We start from the raw sequence: 14,711 nt of genomic DNA, 5'->3' as shown, positions 1-14,711 counted from the left end.
CGTCGACACCGCCTGCTACCTCCCCCCGCCTCACCCCCGTTCCCCGCCCGTCGCCTCCACCGCCGAGCCGCCGACCGCCCACAGCCCCGTGCCGACGATCCCCGGAACCGTGAGCACCGCCGCCCCCAGCACCACCCGGGCGCACGCCGCTCCCGGTACGACCGGCGCCGCCGAGCCCGTCACCGCCAGGCTGAACGCCCCCGAGGCCGCGGCCGCCACCGCCGCCCCCAGCAGCACACCGATCGCCGTGGTCAAGACCGCCTCCACGGAGAGCATCCGCAGCAGCTGCCGCCTCGTCGCCCCGACCAGGCGCAGCAGCGCGAACTCGCGGCGCCGGTCGGCGGTGAGCGCCACCAGGGTGTTGACCGTGGAGACCGCCGCGAAGCAGACCAGCAGCCCGAGTTCCATCTCGCGCAGCCAGATGTCGCTCGCCTTGGTGACGCTGGTCGCGGCACCCGTCTCCCGGGCGACGTACTCGGCCGTGCTGGTGAGCACCAGCATGGTGCCGGAGAGCCCCACAAGCAGCGCGACCGGCACCACCGCCGAGGAGAGCCGGGCCGCGTAGCCGCGCAGGTTGGCGTCCGCCAGCCAGCCGGTCCTGGGCGCCAGCATCCGCACCGGGGCGCCGAGCACGGCTGCCAGGCCCCGCGCCGCGACCGGCGCCAGCAGTCCGACTGCGACCAGCAGCACCAGCGAGCCGAGCAGCGAGGCCTGCCCCGCCTTGTCCAGCTCTCCGGCCGGTCGGCTCGCCGCCAGTCGCAGCAGCAGCCCACCGCCCGCGAGCACCGCCAGCCCGGCGAGCAGCCGCGGCACTCCCGTCCGCCGTGGCCCGCCGCCGCCCCCGGCCAGCGCGACGGCCGGGGCCGGCCCGGTGATCCGGCGGGCCGCCACGGCGGTGGCCGCCAGGCCGACCAGCAGCGCCACCCCGATGCCGATCAGCGCCGGCACCGGCGCCCCGGGTATCCGCAGCCCCGGTGCGGCCATGCCGCGCTCCTGGAGTGCGGCGAGGAACGCCCGGGCGGCGAGGAATCCCACCAGGCCGCCGGGCACGGCCACCAGCAGGACCGTCACCGCCACCTGCGCGCGGACCACCCTGCGCACCTGACGGGGCGTCGCCGCGACGGTGCGCAGCAGCGCGAGGTCGCGGTGCTGCTGGCGCAGGGTGAAGCCGAGCGCGTTGACGACCACGAACAGCGCGACCAGGACGGCGATCTCGCCGAACGCCCCGGCGATCAGCACCAGCCCCGGCCCGGGGACCGCCGCCCGCTTCGCCGCGTCCGGCGCCGTGACCTGTGCGGCGACCAGCGAACCGAACAGCGTCACCGCCGCCACCGCCAGGAACAGTGCCGTCCCCAGCCCGGCGAAGGAGGCCGGTCGGCGACGGATCTGCCCCGCCGAGAGACTCAGTACGGGACTGTTCATCGCGCTCACCCTCCCAACCGGCTCAGCCGCTCGCCGACCTGTGCGGCCGTCGGCCTGGTTAGCTCGTCCACCAGCAGGCCGTCGGCCAGCAGCAGCACCCGGTCCGCGTACCCGGCGGCGACCGGGTCGTGGGTGACCATCACGCACGTCTGCCCGTCGGCGTCGACGCCCGCGCGAAGCAGGGCCAGGACGGCCTGCCCGGTGGCACGGTCCAGCGCGCCGGTCGGCTCGTCGGCGAACAGCACCTCCGGCCGGGAGACCAACGCCCTGGCTATCGCCACCCGCTGCTGCTGACCGCCCGACAGCTGCCCGGGCCGCTGCCGCTCGCGCCCGGCCAGCCCGACCCGGGCCAGCGCCTCGCGCACCCGGGCCCGCTCCGGCGGCCGCCCGGCCAGCCGCCCCGGCAGTTCGACGTTCTGCGCGACCGTCATCGCGGACATCAGGTTGAAGGCCTGGAACACGAACCCCACCCGGGTGCGGCGCAGCTCCGCCAGCCGCCGCTCGGGCAGCCCGGACACCTCGGTGTCGCCCCACCGCACGGTGCCCCTGGTGGGGCGGTCCATGCCGGCCAGGCAGTGCAGCAGGGTGGTCTTGCCGGATCCCGACGGCCCCATCACCGCCGTGAACGTCCCCGGTGCGAAGGCTACCGAGACCCCGCGCAGCGCCCGTACCGCCGCCACGCCGCGCCCGTACTCCCGGTGCAGCCCGGCCGCGCTCAGGGCGGAGCCCGTCACTCCGTCGTGCGCCACCGTGGCGGCGGCTGTCGTCATCCCGTTCATGCCCTCCATCGTGGGCGTCCGGGGCCGGGAGATCGATTGTGCTGGCACCCGAATCCGGGGTTCGGGAAACCGAACCCCGCAGGTGGTGCTAAACCCCCTCGGAGAGGACCTGGCCAGTGCGAGCAGCCGTGCGCGGGCCGCGGCGGGCAGTCGCAGCGCCGGGTCCTTGCCGAGGACCGCCCCGACCAGCGCCGGGGAGCCGAGGTCCACGGCGCGCAGCAACGGGGTCGTCCCGTCGGGCAGCGGACGGTCCGGGTCGGCGCCGTGCTTGACCAGGACGGCGGCGACCTCGTGGTCGAAGCCGTCCACAGCCGCCCACAGCAGGGGCAGCCCGTCCGTGGTGCGGGCGTCCGGGTCCGCACCGGCGCAGAGCGCCTCCCACACCGCGTCGACGTCCCGCGCCCGGACCACCGCCACAAGGGGCGCGTCCGCCGCCAGTCGTTCGTCCACCGCCATCCGCGCGCTCCCCCTCGCCGCACAGCCGTCGCCTTCCGCACCCTGGACGAGTAGATCCGATGTGGCAGTGAACGAAGTCTTCTGAGCACGCGGCTGGAGGGCTGACCAGGCCACTTCGGCCAACCGCTTCGCCGTTAGACTGCAGTGGGTCAACCGAGGCCACGAACAAGAGGCGCCCATGACGGTCGAGCAACGGTGGCTGTTGGACGAGACTCCCTGGCCCGAGCGAGCCACTCTGGCCTACGGCGAGTTGGTGGAACTGACGACGCCGAATCCACCCATGCAGGAGCTGGGCTGGCTCGGGCCGGAGATCGTGGGCAGCCGCGGTGTGATCATCGGGTGTGTCATCGAGCAGGACGAGCGCGACGGCTACGTCGGACCGTTCTACTCGGTGGAGACCGAGGACGGCAGGCCCTGGGGACTACGGCCAGAGTTCCTTGTCTCCCGGGGAGGGCTTCATCCCGGAATGCCGCCCCGTTATCGCAGCGACCTGCCCGAAGGAACCCGCGTCCGAATCCGCATCGAGTCGGACTCCCCGGGCGAGACGACGGCCGTAGGGGAGATCACCGGGATCTGGTGGACGACATCCCTGGAACCACCGAAGGGCTACACCGTGGAGGTCGGCGAGTACTCCTACTGCGTCACCCCGGGTCAGGCCGAGGTCATCTGACCCGGCGAGAGCCCGCCTGCGGTCACTTCCGGACGCCGTCAGTGGTCGAACGCGATCTGCCCGCCTCTTCCCCCCCGGCTCTTCCACCCCCCGGCTCCTCGACCGTCCGCCTGACGGGCGATCATGATCAGGTGACCATCGACCTGCTGCCCGGTCGCGGCGTCGGCCTGCCCGCCCCGCTGCCCGAGCTCCGCTTCGGCCTCACCGAGGCGGAGGTGCGCGCGCTGCTGGCCCCGCACGCCGGCCTGCTGCCCGACGGGGTGCGGAGCACCTTCGTCTGCGGCTGCTCCTGGGCGCTGGCCTTCGAGCTGCCCGGGGTGAGCGTCACCATCGGCGCCGACGACCACGACCGCCTCCACTCCGTCACGGTCGGCCGGAACCCGAGCGACGACCGCCCCGCCTGCCCGGTCGGCTACCACGGGATCGACCTGCTGGGTCGGCCGGCGCACGAGCTGGTCGAGGCGCTGCGCGCCGAGGGCCTGCCGGTGCCCGATCCCGGCGGCGGCAACCTCCGCCATGGAGCGCTCTTCCTCCACCGGGCGCCCGGCCCCCGGCGCCTACCGCCCGCCCCGGGTCGCAAGCCGCGCCGCGAGAAGCCGTCCGCCTTCGACTACGCCTCCCTGTCCGCCCCCGCCGAGGAGGGCGCACCCACCGGGCACGAAGCACCCGCAGAGCACGGAGCACCCACCGGGCACCATGCCCCCGCCGGGGCCGCCGGATGATCCCCCACCCGACCGGTACCGCCACCGGTCCGCACGACGCCGCCTTCCTCCCTCGCAGGCAGCTGTCCCCGCGCCCGGCCGAGCGGCCGATCACCGCACCCGTCCCCAAACTCGGCGGCGAGCCTTCTTGGTTGACCGAGCCCACCTGGCCGCTCTCCCCCACCACCGGTGAACCCCTGGTGTTCATCGGGCAGTTCCCCGTCCCGGGCGAGCCGGTCCGGCTGGCGTACCTCTTCCTGGAGGAGGAGGACGAGCTCATGGGCGGCCTCGACCCGGAGCGGGGCGACGGCCTGCTGCTGGTCCAACCCGACGGGCGCATACCGCCCTTCGCGGTGATCGGGCCGCCCGGCACCCGGGGTCGTACGCTCTGGCGCTGCGAACCCGACGGCGAGCGGACCCCGGTCGAGTACCACCTGGACGTGGTGCCGCTGCCGGACGGCGTCGACCGGGCGATGGACCGACGGGCCGACTTCCAGCGCTACCTGCGCAACGAGGGCCCCCTCCATCCACCCGCCCCCACCCACCCATCCATCCATCCATCCACGGGAGTCACCATGACCACCACACCCTTGACCGTCGCCGTCCTCGGACCGGGCGGCGTCGGCGGACTGATCGGCGGGCTGCTCGCCCGCGACGGCCACCGGGTCGTCTGCCTGGCCGGCGAGGCGACCGCAGCCGCCATCGAGCGGGACGGACTGCACGTCCGCAGCGGCCGGTTCGGCGAGTTCACCGCCCGGGTGGAGGCCGCGACCGAGCTGCGCGAGCCGGTCGACGCGGCCTTCGTGACGGTCAAGGAGACGGCGCTGGCCGCCGCGCTCGACCGGATGCCCCCGCAGGTGCTCGGCACCGGGATCGTGGTGCCGCTGCTCAACGGCCTGGACCACATGGCGCTGCTGCGCGAGCGCTACCCGGCCGGACGGGTGGTGGCCGGCACCATCCGGGTCGAGGCCACCCGGACGGCACCCGGGCGGATCGAACACACCAGCCCGTTCGCCACCATCGAACTCGGCGCGACCACCGAACCCGACTCCCCCGTGGCCGAGTTCGCCGAGCAGCTGCGGCACAGCGGGCTGGACGTCGTGCTGCGCGAGGACGAGACGGCGATGCTGTGGAGCAAGCTCTCCTTCCTCGCCCCGTTCGCCCTGCTCACCACCCGTCACGCGAGCGGGATCGGCACCGTGCGCACCGAGCACCGGGCCGAACTCCTCGCCGTGCTGGACGAGATCGCCGCCGTCACCCGGGCGGTCGGCGCGCCGGCGGACGCCCAGACCCTGCTCGCCTCCTTCGACCGCCTTCCCGAGGCGATGAAGTCCTCGATGCAGCGCGACGTGGAGGCCGGCCGACCGACCGAGCTGGACGCCATCGGCGGCGCCGTGCTGCGGGCGGCCGACGCGCACGCGGTGGCCGTCCCGACCATCGCCGGCCTGGTGCGCGACCTGTCCGACTCCGCCGACCGGTAGGACCGGCCCGGGTGTTCACCCCGCGGACGTCTCCCCGGGGTGAACACCCGGCACCCGGCCCCGCCCGCCCTGCCCCCGCTCTGCCCTCCCTGCCCTGACCCTGCCCGGACCAACCGACGGGGCACCTCCTCCCCCGAGAGCAAGGACTTTCCCAACAGTTCACACAGCCACCCGGAACCGCCACACGGCATACCGGCGTTGACCCGGTGGGAGGGATACAGACATGACAAGGAAGCCGTACCGCCTGGCCGCCACCGCGCTCGCGCTGCTCCTCGCGGCCCCGCTGTTCACAGCGTGCGACGCCGACCAGGCCCTGGACTGCGGAAAGCGGGCGATCAGCCTCACCGGCGACGTCCAGGACCTCGCGGATTCGGCGGTCAACGTCGGGCAGATCACCGACGACAGCCGCCGCACCCACACCGTCGAGGCCCTGAAGAAGGTCGCCGACGATGCGAAGAAGATCCGCCAGGACAACGGGGGCAAGGCCGACGCGGCCGCCGACCGGCTCTCCAAGGCCGTCAACGACGCCATCGACCGGGTCTCCAAGGGCAAGCAGCCCGACTTCAAGCCGATCACCGACGCCGCCGGCGACATCGGCAAGGCCTGCGCGGACTCCTGACGGACGGAGCACCCGCCCCCACCCACCCGCCGCCACCGACTCACGGCCGCCCACTCGACCGGCTCCCGGCCGGGCGCACCGCCCGGCCGAGGGCGCGTCCCCGCCCCGGGCCCGGCCTGTCGCCGCCGCACGGGCACCGCCGGACGGTAGGAATGGCACCGGACCGAACCGCACCCCGGAGGCACCGGTGAACCACCCGATCCTCGACCAGATCCACACCCTGCGCGCCGAACTGGCGCCCGGCGACACCGCCCCCGCTCTGGTCACAGCACTCGCCGACGGCACCGCGCCGCGCTCGGCCCTGGCCGAACTCGCCGCCCAGCAGCACCGGATCATCCGCTCCGACCGCCGCAGCCTGCTGCTGCTCGCCGGTCGCTGCGCGGACCGGCCGGTCAGCGCCTGGTTCGCCACCATGGCCGAGGGCGAGAGCGCCGCACTACGAACCCTGCCCGACCTCGGCGCCGCCGTCGGCCTCGACCGCCGCGCGCTGGAGTCCCACCCGCCGCTGCCCGGTTGCCAGGCCTACCCCCACTACCTCGCCTGGCTCGCCCTGAACGGCGAGCCCGACGCCGCGGCCGTCGCCCTGGTCGCCAACTTCGCCGCCTGGGGCGGCTACTGCGCCGCCATCGCGCAGGCCCTGCGCCACCAGTACGGGTTCTCCGACGGGGCCTGCGCGTTCTTCGACTTCTTCGCCCGGCCCGCTCCCGAACTGGAGCAGCAGGCCGCCGACGCGCTGGGCCCGGGCCGGCTGGACGAGCCGACCATGGACACCGCACGCGAGTACGGGCTGCTGCTCCAGGGTTACGAGCACCTGTTCTGGGACACCCTGGGCGTCATCGACATCTGAGCGCGGACCGCCCCGGGCCGAGGGGCCTCAGGCCTGCCAGTGCGGCTTCCCGCTGACCATCCGGCAGTAGATCACCCGGCCGCCGGCCTCGTGGGTGCTCTTGCCCAGGTCCGCGTTGCGGCAGAACTGCCCGGCCTCATAGCAGTTGCCCGCGTTCGAGCGGATCTCGCACCCGGCGCCGGCCCCGGCCGCCGCGGGGGGCTCGGGGTCGGTCGGCGGCTGGGCGGTGGTCACCTTCGGCTGCGGCGCCTTGGTGGCGGGCGCCTGCGAGTGGGCACCGGGCTGGGCCGAAGGCGCCGCGGGCGGGGGCGTGGCCACCGGGGCGGCGGGCGCCGGCTCGGCCGGCGGGGTGCTGACCGGGGCCGGCGCCGCAGGAGCCGCCGGCGGAGTGGTCACCGCGGCCGCGGCCGTGGTAGTTGCCGCGGTCGGCGTGGCCGAGGCCGTGGCGGCGCTGTCGGCCGCCGACGGGTCGCAACCGGTCAGCGCCAGGCCGACGGTGAGGACGAGTCCGGCGAATCCGGCCAGGCCGGCCCGGCGGCGACCGGGTATCCGTGAAGGCATGGGTGGAGAACGCTCCGTTCCGTTTGGATGAGTCGTGCGATTCAAGCAGGAACCGCACACGCACCGTCCACCGAATCCCCACTCGTTGGCAGATCGAGACCTTCCGACCACCGAGCGTCGCCGACCCACCCGGTCCTCGGCCGCCCCACCCGCACACCCCGCCGTCAGCACCGGCCGTCCGTCAGCGCCAGGCCGGCTCTCAGCTTGGCGTTTAACCTCGCAGGTCACCCGACCTGCTGATCGGCGGTTCTTCCCGAGACAGCGGAGGCGGCCGTTCTCCACGCTTCGAGATGTCGAGTCACGAAGCACGAGAGAACGGCCGCTGCCCCGTCCGACCCCGCAGGCTCACCCCCGCCCGGGTCCGACGGAGGTTTCGCAACATCCGCGCGACCGCGGCGAGGCTGTCGCACGGCTTTCCCCGGCCGGGAGTCAAGAGCGGGATCGTGTGGTGCTGGAGATGAGTTTGCTGAGGTTGTGGACGGTGCCGAGGAGCTTGATCTCGGTGTCGACGGCTCGGCGGCCGCGGTAGTCGAGGTGTCGGCCGAACCGCTGGAAGAGCTGCGCGAAGCCCGGTTCGACGAGAGCGCTGCGCTGGCGGTATTGGGCCCGGCCGGTCGGGGTTGCCAGGAGGTCGGCCATGGCTTGCTGGCCGGCCGGGGGCGGTCTGGCGTTTCGCGGGGTCCTGCCTGGCCAGCCTCGCTGGTGACCGAGACCAGCAGCGGCAGGTGGGTGAGCTCCTCGAAGGAGGCGGCGCTGGCGTATCCGCTGTCAGCGAGCCACAGCAGGATGTCGCCTGGGATGGTCATCACGGCTCCAGGCCAGGACGGGGCTCTCGGCCGCAGCCGGTGGGAGCCCGCAGACGCAGTCCTGGGGAATCCGCAGTGCTAGCCGAGCGTGGCGAGGTAGGCGGCCGTCAGGTCGGGGGTGGCCAGCCAGGCGGCGTGGTCGCTGGGTTCGGCGTAGGTGTTGGCGAGCCGGCGGCCGACTTCAGGGTGTTCGGCGGCGGCCGCGAACACGTCCTGGAGGTGGGCCGGAACGGTCAGCATCGCCGCTGTGAACTCCACGCTGTGGCGGGCTTGTTGCTGCCAGAACCGTTCGGCGGTGCGGCACATCCAGTCGGCCGTGTACGGGGCGTCGCCGTGCTCGACGACGGCCTGGCGGTAGGCCTCGGCCGCGCGGGCGGCGTTGTTGGCGCCCTGTCCGGTGATGGGGTCGGTCACCACCACCGCGTCGCCGAGGCCCAGCACGTGGACGGCGTCCACGCCCGAGCCGAGTTCGGCGACCGGGCGGCGGACCACCGGAGTGACCGCGCCGAACAGTCCGGCCCCCGCGTCGGTCGGCTCGGCTTCCGTCCAGAGTTCCGCCTCCCAGGGCAGGTACTCGCCCAACAGCTCGCGGATCCGGGCCAGTTGGACGTCCGGCGGCGGGGCGTCGCCGAACGCGTCCAGCGGGCTGCCGGGCAGCGCCTCCCAGAGCAGGATGTCGCAGGGGCCGGAGAGGGTGAGCGCCGGCTGCAGGTACAGCTCGCCGAGGCCGGGCAGGGCGTTCATCCGGGCCCTCGGGCCGGCGGCCGGGTCCGGCGAGCCGACGCCGTGGGCGTACAGGCAGGACAGTGCCCGCTGCGGCCGGTCGAAGGGCGAGCGGACGGCGTCGCGCTCGAAGATCCCGGACAGGGCGCCGCGCCCGGCCGCGACCACGGTCAACTCGTGCCGTAGGGCCAGTTCCTGCAGTCCGGCGCGGTCCAGCGTGCGGTACTCGACCTCGCCGCCGCGCTCGGCCAGCAGTTCCAGCCAGGCGGCCAGCTTGAGCCGCTGGTCCACCGACTGGGCGGGTTCGTCCAGCGTCATGGTGTACTCCAGCGCCCGCACGCCGGGGGGCGCCGCCAGCACCGCCTGCACCGAGGAGACGGCCGGCGCCTGCTCGGCCCAGAGGTCCAGCCCGGCCGCCGCCTCGATCCGCAGCGCCGGGCCGAACATCGCCTGGGTGGACAGCACCCGGCCGCCGCGCAGCTGCTCCGGGGTGCGCTCGGCGACCAGCGTCACCCGGTACCCGTCCGCCACCAGCCCGAGCGCGAGCTGGAGGCCTGCCTGGCCCGCTCCGACAACGGCGATCCGGCGCACGGTTTCCTCCCGGTGATCCACTGATGGCCCGTCAAGCAGGCACAGTAGTCGAGCGGGCACGCTCCGGTCACCGGTACGGGCACACCGGTTCGAAAGTCGGAGCGGTGTCCGGCGCGGTGTCCGGCGCGGGAGCCGGTACGGGAGTCGGCACGGTGTCCGATCCGCACCGCCGGCCGCTGCCGGCCCCCGCCGCCGTCGCCGTCGCCCGAGCGCCCCGGGTGTGCCCGAGCGGACCGGCTCAGCCGCGCAGGTGCGCGGTGAGCACCTCCACCACGTCCGCGGTCCGGTCGGCCAGGTAGAAGTGCCCGCCGGGGAAGACCCGCAGGTCGAAGGCGCCGGTGGTGTGCCGCTCCCACTCGCCGACCTGGTGGACATCGGCGTTCGGGTCGGACTCCCCGGCCAGGGCGGTGATCGGCAGCGACACGGTCGCATCCGGGGAGCTGTGGTAGGTCTCGATCGCCGTGTAGTCGGCCCGCAGGCTCGGCAGGATCAACTCCCGCAGGGCGGGGACGGCGAGGACCCGCTCGTCCGTGCCGCCGAGCGCGGAGATCTCGGCGAGCAGTTCGTCGTCCGGGAGCTGGTGGATCCTGCTCGTCCGGGCCAGCAGGGGCGCGCGGCAGGCCGAGACGAACAGCCGGTCGGGGCCCTTCACACCGTCACGCTCGAAGCAGCGGGCGGTCTCGAAGGCCACGGCCGCACCCATGCTGTGCCCGAAGAAGGCGAGCGGCCGGTCCGCCCACTCCCGCAGCTCCCGGGCGAGTTCCTCGGCGAGACCGGCCACCGAGCGGATCGTCGGCTCGGAGATGCGGTTCTGCCGGCCCGGGTACTGGACCGCGAGCACGTCGGCGTGCGGCGCCAGCGCGTTGGCGTACTCCAGGTAGTAGCTGGCCGAGCCGCCCGCGTGCGGGAAGATCACGATCCGGGCGGGCGCGGAGTCGGACGGGTTGAACCTGCGGAACCACGGATTCTCGACGACGGCGCTGGACATGCGGGGTGTGGCCTCTCTCGGTGTCGAACACTGCCGGCCCCAGTCTGGCAGTGCCGGGCACCGCCGCGGGGCCAACCGGCGATCATGGACCCCGGGTAGGCCGGTTCTCGCCCGTGGCGGCCCCGCCCGTGGCCGGTGGTCAGCCGGCGGGCCCGAAGCGCACCGCCTCGGCGCGGGAGCGGGAGACGGCGTCCAGCAGCAGCACGGACGAGGCCTCGGGCGTCGGGATCGGGCCGCCGGAGCGCACGTGCCGGGTGAAGTCGGCCAGCAGCCGCTCCAGGCCCCGACGGTGGCGGGCGAAGACCCGGGTGGAGGCGTGCCGGCCGCGGGCCCGCTGGCCGTCCAGCGCGGTGGCGGCACCGACGTCCAGCAGCACCAGGTGCAGTTCGCGGCCCCGTCGGCTCGCCTCCCGGGCGAGCCAGCGCCGCATCCAGGCACGGCTGCCGCAGTCGTGCACCAGCAGCGGACCACCGCCGCGCACCGAGGAGCGCAGCAGCCGGAAGTGCTCCAGCCGGGCCCAGGGCCGGTACACCGCGTACGGCAGGGCGGCCGGCATCACGGCCTCGCAGGCCTCGTGCACCGTCCGTGGGTCCACGGCCCGGACGGCCACCCCGGACCAGCGCCGCAGCAGCGTGCTCTTCCCGGCCCCGGGCAGCCCGGACACCACCACGACGGCGTCGGCCGGGTAGACGGTGACGAACCCCGCCCCGTCCTCGCCCCGCAGATCGACCACGCCGCGCGGCGCCACGACCGCATCCGCTTCCACCTCGCCGCCCACCAGCCCGAGCCCCCGTTCACGTCCGACCGGGAACCCTAACAACAGCCGCCGACACCGCTCACCCCCGCCCACGCGCGCCTGTCGGTGCCGGTGGGGCCCCGGTCGCCGCAGTGCATCCGTGGGACCGGCCATCCACTAGGCTGACGCCCCGTCATACAGGAGGAGGGGCCATGGCCGAGGCGGCTCCGACGTACACCGCGCTGGTGCTGGACGGGCTCGCGGGCGATCCCGCCCGGGTGGCGATCCGCTACGGGGACGAGGCGTGGAGCGCGCAGCGCTGCCTGGACCTGGTGCACCGCGTCGCCCGGGCCCTGGAGCGGGCCGGGCTCGGGCGCGGGGACGGCGTGACGGTGCTGGCCGGGAACCGGCCGGAGGCGCTGCTGGTGCGACTGGCCGCGAACCTGCTGGGCTGCCGGGTCGCGCTGCCGTTCCCGGAGTGGCCGGTCGCGGAGCAGGTGGCGCAGGCGCAGTTCGTCGGAACCTCCGCACTGGTCTTCGACCCGGTCCGGTGCGCGGCGGCGGCCGACGGGATCGCGCGGGCCGTGCCCTCGGCCGTCCTACTCGCCCTGGGGCCCTCGCCGCTCGGGCTCGGCACGGACCTGCTGGACCTCGCCGCGGCCTGCTCCCCCGCCCCGCTGGAACCCCGCTACCGACCCGAGGACGTGATGGCGGTGAAGTTCACCGGCGGCACCACCGGGCGCCCGAAGGGGGTGCTGCGCCGCTTCGCGCGCCCGCCGCGCCCGCGGCTGCTGGCCGGCTCGGTGTTCCTGCTGTGCACCCCGCTCTGCCACGGCGGCGGCACCACCGCGGACCTGGCCCTGGCCTCGGGCGGCACCGTGGTGATGCAGGACGGGTTCGACGCCGGGGCCGTACTGGCCGCGGTGGAGCGGCACCGGGTGTCCCGGTTGTTCCTGCCCCCGCACCTGCTGTACCGGCTGCTGGACGATCCGCTGCTGCCCACGACGGACACGGGTAGCCTGCGCCGGGTCGGCTACACCGGCTGCGCGCCCGCGCCACGGCGCCTGGCCGAGGGGACCCGGCGGCTGGGCCGGGTGCTGCACCAGACCTACAGCCTGACGGAGTGCGGGCCGGTCACCCGGCTGAGCCCGGACGAGCACCTGGCACCGCGTCTGCTGACCACCGCCGGCCGCCCGTACCCGGACACCGGGCTGCGCATCCTGGACGAGGACGGCGTCGAGCTGCCGCCGGACCGCACCGGGGAGATCTGCGTGCGGACGCCGACCGCGATGGCCGGCTACTGGCGCGACCCGGAGCTGACCGAGCGGGTGCTCAGGGACGGCTGGCTGCACACCGGCGACCTGGGCAGCCTGGACGCGGCCGGCTATCTGACGGTGGCCGGGCGGCGCGACCCGATGGCGATCGTCGAGGGGCGCCACGTCTTCCCCCGCGAGATCGAGGAGCCGCTGCGCACCCACCCCGAGGTCCGGGAGGCGGTGATGTTCACGACCACCGACCCGGACCGCCTGGAGCGGGTGCACGCCGCCGTCGCGCTGGCGCCCGGCTCGCGGCTGACGGCCGAGCAGCTGCGCCGGTGGGGGCAGGCGCACGGCTTCGGCCGGAGCGCCCCGGACACGCTCCTGCTGCTGCCCGCGATCCCGCTGAACGGCCTCGGGAAACCGGACCTCGACGCCCTGCGGGCCCGGGTGGACGGCGGGACGGGACGGGCGGCCGCCACCACTGGGGCGCGCGACATGGCGTGACGCGCCCTACGAGTGCGTCGAGCGCCCACGTGTGCGGCCTCTCGTGCGCCACCCGGCGGGAAGAACCGTCCGTGGGCACTCGACCGTGCGCCCCGACCTGCCGATACCTCCCCGGCGGCGTCGCGCACGTCGGTGTGGGCCGCACCATCCCCCGGGAGGCACTCCTTGACCTGGCTCCGCGTCCTGACCGCACTGGGCATCCTCGCCGTGGCGGCCAGTGCCCTGATCGTCTTCGCGCTCTGCACCGCCACCTCCCGCGGCGAGCGCGCCGCGCAGGAGGCACCGCCCGACCTCCGTGCGGACGCCGAGGGCAGCGGCCTCTTCCAACGGATGGGCGGCGACGGCTGACCCCCCGGGGAGGCGGCGGCCTCCGCCTCCCGGACACCCGTCCCCGGGCACTGGGCCGTACGGCTCAGTGCCCGGCGAGATCGTCCGGCCGGACCTCGATGTGGTCGGCCGCGAGGTCCACGGCCACCCGGTGCTCCATGCCGAGCGACTCCAGGAACTTGACCGGCAGCTGCACCCGGCCGCCGCGGTCCAGCATCACGTACTCGCGCTCGTTCACCGACTCCTCGCCGTGCTCGTCCGTGACCGTCCGGCGCAGCACCTCGCTGGCGGTCCGTCCGTCCCGGATCGCGACCGTGCGGCGGACCTCGCCCGCGACCATCGGGTCGTGGGTGACGATCACGACGGTGGCGCCGAGTTCCCGGTTGACGGTGCGGAAGGACTCGAAGATCACCCCCGCGGTCTCCGAGTCCAGCTCGCCGGTGGGCTCGTCGGCGAGCAGCACCGGCGGGTTGTTGGCCATGGCCACCGCGATCGCGACCCGCTGCTGCTGGCCGCCGGAGAGTTCGTTGGGCCTGCGGTGGGCGAGGTCCCCGATCTCCAGCGCCTCCAGCAGCTCCGCGACCCGGGCCGCCTGCTGCCTGGCCCCGCCGGCGCCCGAGCGGCGGCCGCGCAGCTGCATCGGCAGGGCGATGTTCTCGGCGGCGGTGAGGAAGGGCAGCAGGTTGCGGGCGGTCTGCTGCCAGATGAAGCCGACCACCTCGCGCCGGTAGCGCAGCCGCTCCTTGACGGACATCTCCAGCAGGTCGCAGCCGGCCACCGTGGCGGTGCCGGCGGTCGGCACGTCCAAGCCGGCGAGGATGGTCAGCAGGGTGGACTTGCCGCTGCCCGAAGCGCCGACCAGGGCGACCAGGTCGCCCTGCCGGATGGTCAGTTCCAGGCCTTGGAGCGCCTGGACCTCGACCCCCTCCGCGCTGAAGATCCGCACCAGCCGGTCGCAGACGATGGCCGCGCCCTCGCCGTGCGCCTTGGGCGCGGCGGCGGCCAGGGCCCGCTGCTGGAGCTCCTGGAGGCTGGGGGTCTCGGCGACCGTCCGCTCCTGGGGAGTGCTCATCACCGCTCGTCTCCTGTCTCGACTGTCCGCTTCATCGCACCGTTCTCCACTGCCCGGACGGTCGGCGCCGCCGTCACGGCCCGTGCACCGCTCCCGGCCACCGGTCGCGGCCTTCCCGCCGCGCCGCCGGCCACCGCCGCTCCCGACCTCACCGCCGCTCCCGACCTCA

Annotated in this window: 15 protein-coding genes; 7 read left to right on the top strand and 8 right to left on the bottom strand. The window is 74.8% G+C overall.

From position 1 onward, the window contains the following. Window positions 1-30 precede the first annotated feature (30 nt). Both ACWDBB_RS16255 and ACWDBB_RS16250 read right to left on the bottom strand, forming a co-directional pair. The gene (locus ACWDBB_RS16255) at window positions 31-1,422 is read right to left on the bottom strand and encodes an FtsX-like permease family protein (protein WP_449790187.1); all 1,392 of its coding nucleotides are present in this window, start codon (window positions 1,420-1,422) and stop codon (window positions 31-33) included. Between the two features lie 5 nt (window positions 1,423-1,427). Then, on the bottom strand, window positions 1,428-2,192 hold the full coding sequence (locus ACWDBB_RS16250) for an ABC transporter ATP-binding protein (protein ID WP_449790220.1): 765 nt from the start codon (window positions 2,190-2,192) through the stop codon (window positions 1,428-1,430). Window positions 2,193-2,835: 643 nt separating this feature from the next. On the opposite strand from ACWDBB_RS16250, the gene ACWDBB_RS16245 reads away from it, so the two are divergent. The 5 genes from ACWDBB_RS16245 (at window position 2,836) to ACWDBB_RS16225 (ending at window position 6,975) form a co-directional block, all read left to right on the top strand. Then, window positions 2,836-3,327, top strand: a complete 492-nt coding sequence (locus ACWDBB_RS16245; protein WP_449790186.1) for a hypothetical protein — start codon at window positions 2,836-2,838, stop codon at window positions 3,325-3,327. Window positions 3,328-3,458: 131 nt separating this feature from the next. Next, complete coding sequence (locus tag ACWDBB_RS16240) at window positions 3,459-4,049, top strand: hypothetical protein (protein ID WP_449790185.1); 591 nt, start codon at window positions 3,459-3,461, stop codon at window positions 4,047-4,049. A gap of 554 nt (window positions 4,050-4,603) precedes the next feature. Next, window positions 4,604-5,509, top strand: coding sequence for a ketopantoate reductase family protein (locus ACWDBB_RS16235; RefSeq protein WP_449790219.1), 906 nt, complete (start codon window positions 4,604-4,606; stop codon window positions 5,507-5,509). Window positions 5,510-5,732: 223 nt separating this feature from the next. Continuing rightward, entirely contained in the window at window positions 5,733-6,128 is a 396-nt protein-coding gene (locus tag ACWDBB_RS16230; RefSeq protein WP_449790184.1) for a hypothetical protein, read from the top strand. Window positions 6,129-6,315: 187 nt separating this feature from the next. Continuing rightward, on the top strand, window positions 6,316-6,975 hold the full coding sequence (locus tag ACWDBB_RS16225) for a thiaminase II/PqqC family protein (RefSeq protein WP_449790183.1): 660 nt from the start codon (window positions 6,316-6,318) through the stop codon (window positions 6,973-6,975). A 27-nt stretch (window positions 6,976-7,002) separates the two neighbouring features. Here the strand turns inward: ACWDBB_RS16225 and ACWDBB_RS16220 are convergent, their stop codons facing one another. The 5 genes from ACWDBB_RS16220 to ACWDBB_RS16200 all read right to left on the bottom strand — a co-directional run bounded on the left by ACWDBB_RS16220 (window position 7,003) and on the right by ACWDBB_RS16200 (window position 11,410). Continuing rightward, complete coding sequence (locus ACWDBB_RS16220; protein ID WP_449790182.1) at window positions 7,003-7,536, bottom strand: hypothetical protein; 534 nt, start codon at window positions 7,534-7,536, stop codon at window positions 7,003-7,005. A 429-nt stretch (window positions 7,537-7,965) separates the two neighbouring features. Beyond that, window positions 7,966-8,175, bottom strand: a complete 210-nt coding sequence (locus ACWDBB_RS16215) for a transposase (protein WP_449790181.1) — start codon at window positions 8,173-8,175, stop codon at window positions 7,966-7,968. Between the two features lie 245 nt (window positions 8,176-8,420). Further along, window positions 8,421-9,656: a styrene monooxygenase/indole monooxygenase family protein gene (locus ACWDBB_RS16210; RefSeq protein WP_449790180.1), complete on the bottom strand. Its 1,236-nt coding sequence runs from the start codon at window positions 9,654-9,656 to the stop codon at window positions 8,421-8,423. Window positions 9,657-9,894: 238 nt separating this feature from the next. Continuing rightward, the gene (locus ACWDBB_RS16205) at window positions 9,895-10,644 is read right to left on the bottom strand and encodes a thioesterase II family protein (RefSeq protein ID WP_449790179.1); all 750 of its coding nucleotides are present in this window, start codon (window positions 10,642-10,644) and stop codon (window positions 9,895-9,897) included. 139 nt (window positions 10,645-10,783) lie between these two features. Further along, complete coding sequence (locus ACWDBB_RS16200; protein ID WP_449790178.1) at window positions 10,784-11,410, bottom strand: AAA family ATPase; 627 nt, start codon at window positions 11,408-11,410, stop codon at window positions 10,784-10,786. Window positions 11,411-11,592: 182 nt separating this feature from the next. Here ACWDBB_RS16200 and ACWDBB_RS16195 point away from each other — a divergent pair, with 182 nt between their 5' ends. Both ACWDBB_RS16195 and ACWDBB_RS16190 read left to right on the top strand, forming a co-directional pair. After that, entirely contained in the window at window positions 11,593-13,143 is a 1,551-nt protein-coding gene (locus tag ACWDBB_RS16195; protein WP_449790177.1) for an AMP-binding protein, read from the top strand. 165 nt (window positions 13,144-13,308) lie between these two features. Then, window positions 13,309-13,491: a hypothetical protein gene (locus ACWDBB_RS16190; protein WP_449790176.1), complete on the top strand. Its 183-nt coding sequence runs from the start codon at window positions 13,309-13,311 to the stop codon at window positions 13,489-13,491. A 64-nt stretch (window positions 13,492-13,555) separates the two neighbouring features. On the opposite strand, the gene ACWDBB_RS16185 is transcribed toward ACWDBB_RS16190, so the two are convergent. Further along, window positions 13,556-14,542: an ABC transporter ATP-binding protein gene (locus ACWDBB_RS16185; protein WP_449790175.1), complete on the bottom strand. Its 987-nt coding sequence runs from the start codon at window positions 14,540-14,542 to the stop codon at window positions 13,556-13,558. Window positions 14,543-14,711 lie beyond the last annotated feature (169 nt).

The organism is Kitasatospora sp. NPDC001095, assembly GCF_053598615.1.
Note: the sequence above shows the minus strand (reverse complement) of the source record. Positions and strands in the feature narration are given on the sequence as shown.

What these genes read in the sequence shown, in the direction of transcription:
- ACWDBB_RS16255 (WP_449790187.1), bottom strand. Translation starts at nt 1,422, where the DNA reads ATGAACAGTCCCGTACTGAGTCTCTCGGCGGGGCAGATCCGTCGCCGA.
- ACWDBB_RS16250 (WP_449790220.1), bottom strand. Translation starts at nt 2,192, where the DNA reads ATGACGACAGCCGCCGCCACGGTGGCGCACGACGGAGTGACGGGCTCC.
- ACWDBB_RS16245 (WP_449790186.1), top strand. Translation starts at nt 2,836, where the DNA reads ATGACGGTCGAGCAACGGTGGCTGTTGGACGAGACTCCCTGGCCCGAG.
- ACWDBB_RS16235 (WP_449790219.1), top strand. Translation starts at nt 4,604, where the DNA reads ATGACCACCACACCCTTGACCGTCGCCGTCCTCGGACCGGGCGGCGTC.
- ACWDBB_RS16230 (WP_449790184.1), top strand. Translation starts at nt 5,733, where the DNA reads ATGACAAGGAAGCCGTACCGCCTGGCCGCCACCGCGCTCGCGCTGCTC.
- ACWDBB_RS16220 (WP_449790182.1), bottom strand. Translation starts at nt 7,536, where the DNA reads ATGCCTTCACGGATACCCGGTCGCCGCCGGGCCGGCCTGGCCGGATTC.
- ACWDBB_RS16215 (WP_449790181.1), bottom strand. Translation starts at nt 8,175, where the DNA reads ATGGCCGACCTCCTGGCAACCCCGACCGGCCGGGCCCAATACCGCCAG.
- ACWDBB_RS16205 (WP_449790179.1), bottom strand. Translation starts at nt 10,644, where the DNA reads ATGTCCAGCGCCGTCGTCGAGAATCCGTGGTTCCGCAGGTTCAACCCG.
- ACWDBB_RS16195 (WP_449790177.1), top strand. Translation starts at nt 11,593, where the DNA reads ATGGCCGAGGCGGCTCCGACGTACACCGCGCTGGTGCTGGACGGGCTC.
- ACWDBB_RS16185 (WP_449790175.1), bottom strand. Translation starts at nt 14,542, where the DNA reads ATGAGCACTCCCCAGGAGCGGACGGTCGCCGAGACCCCCAGCCTCCAG.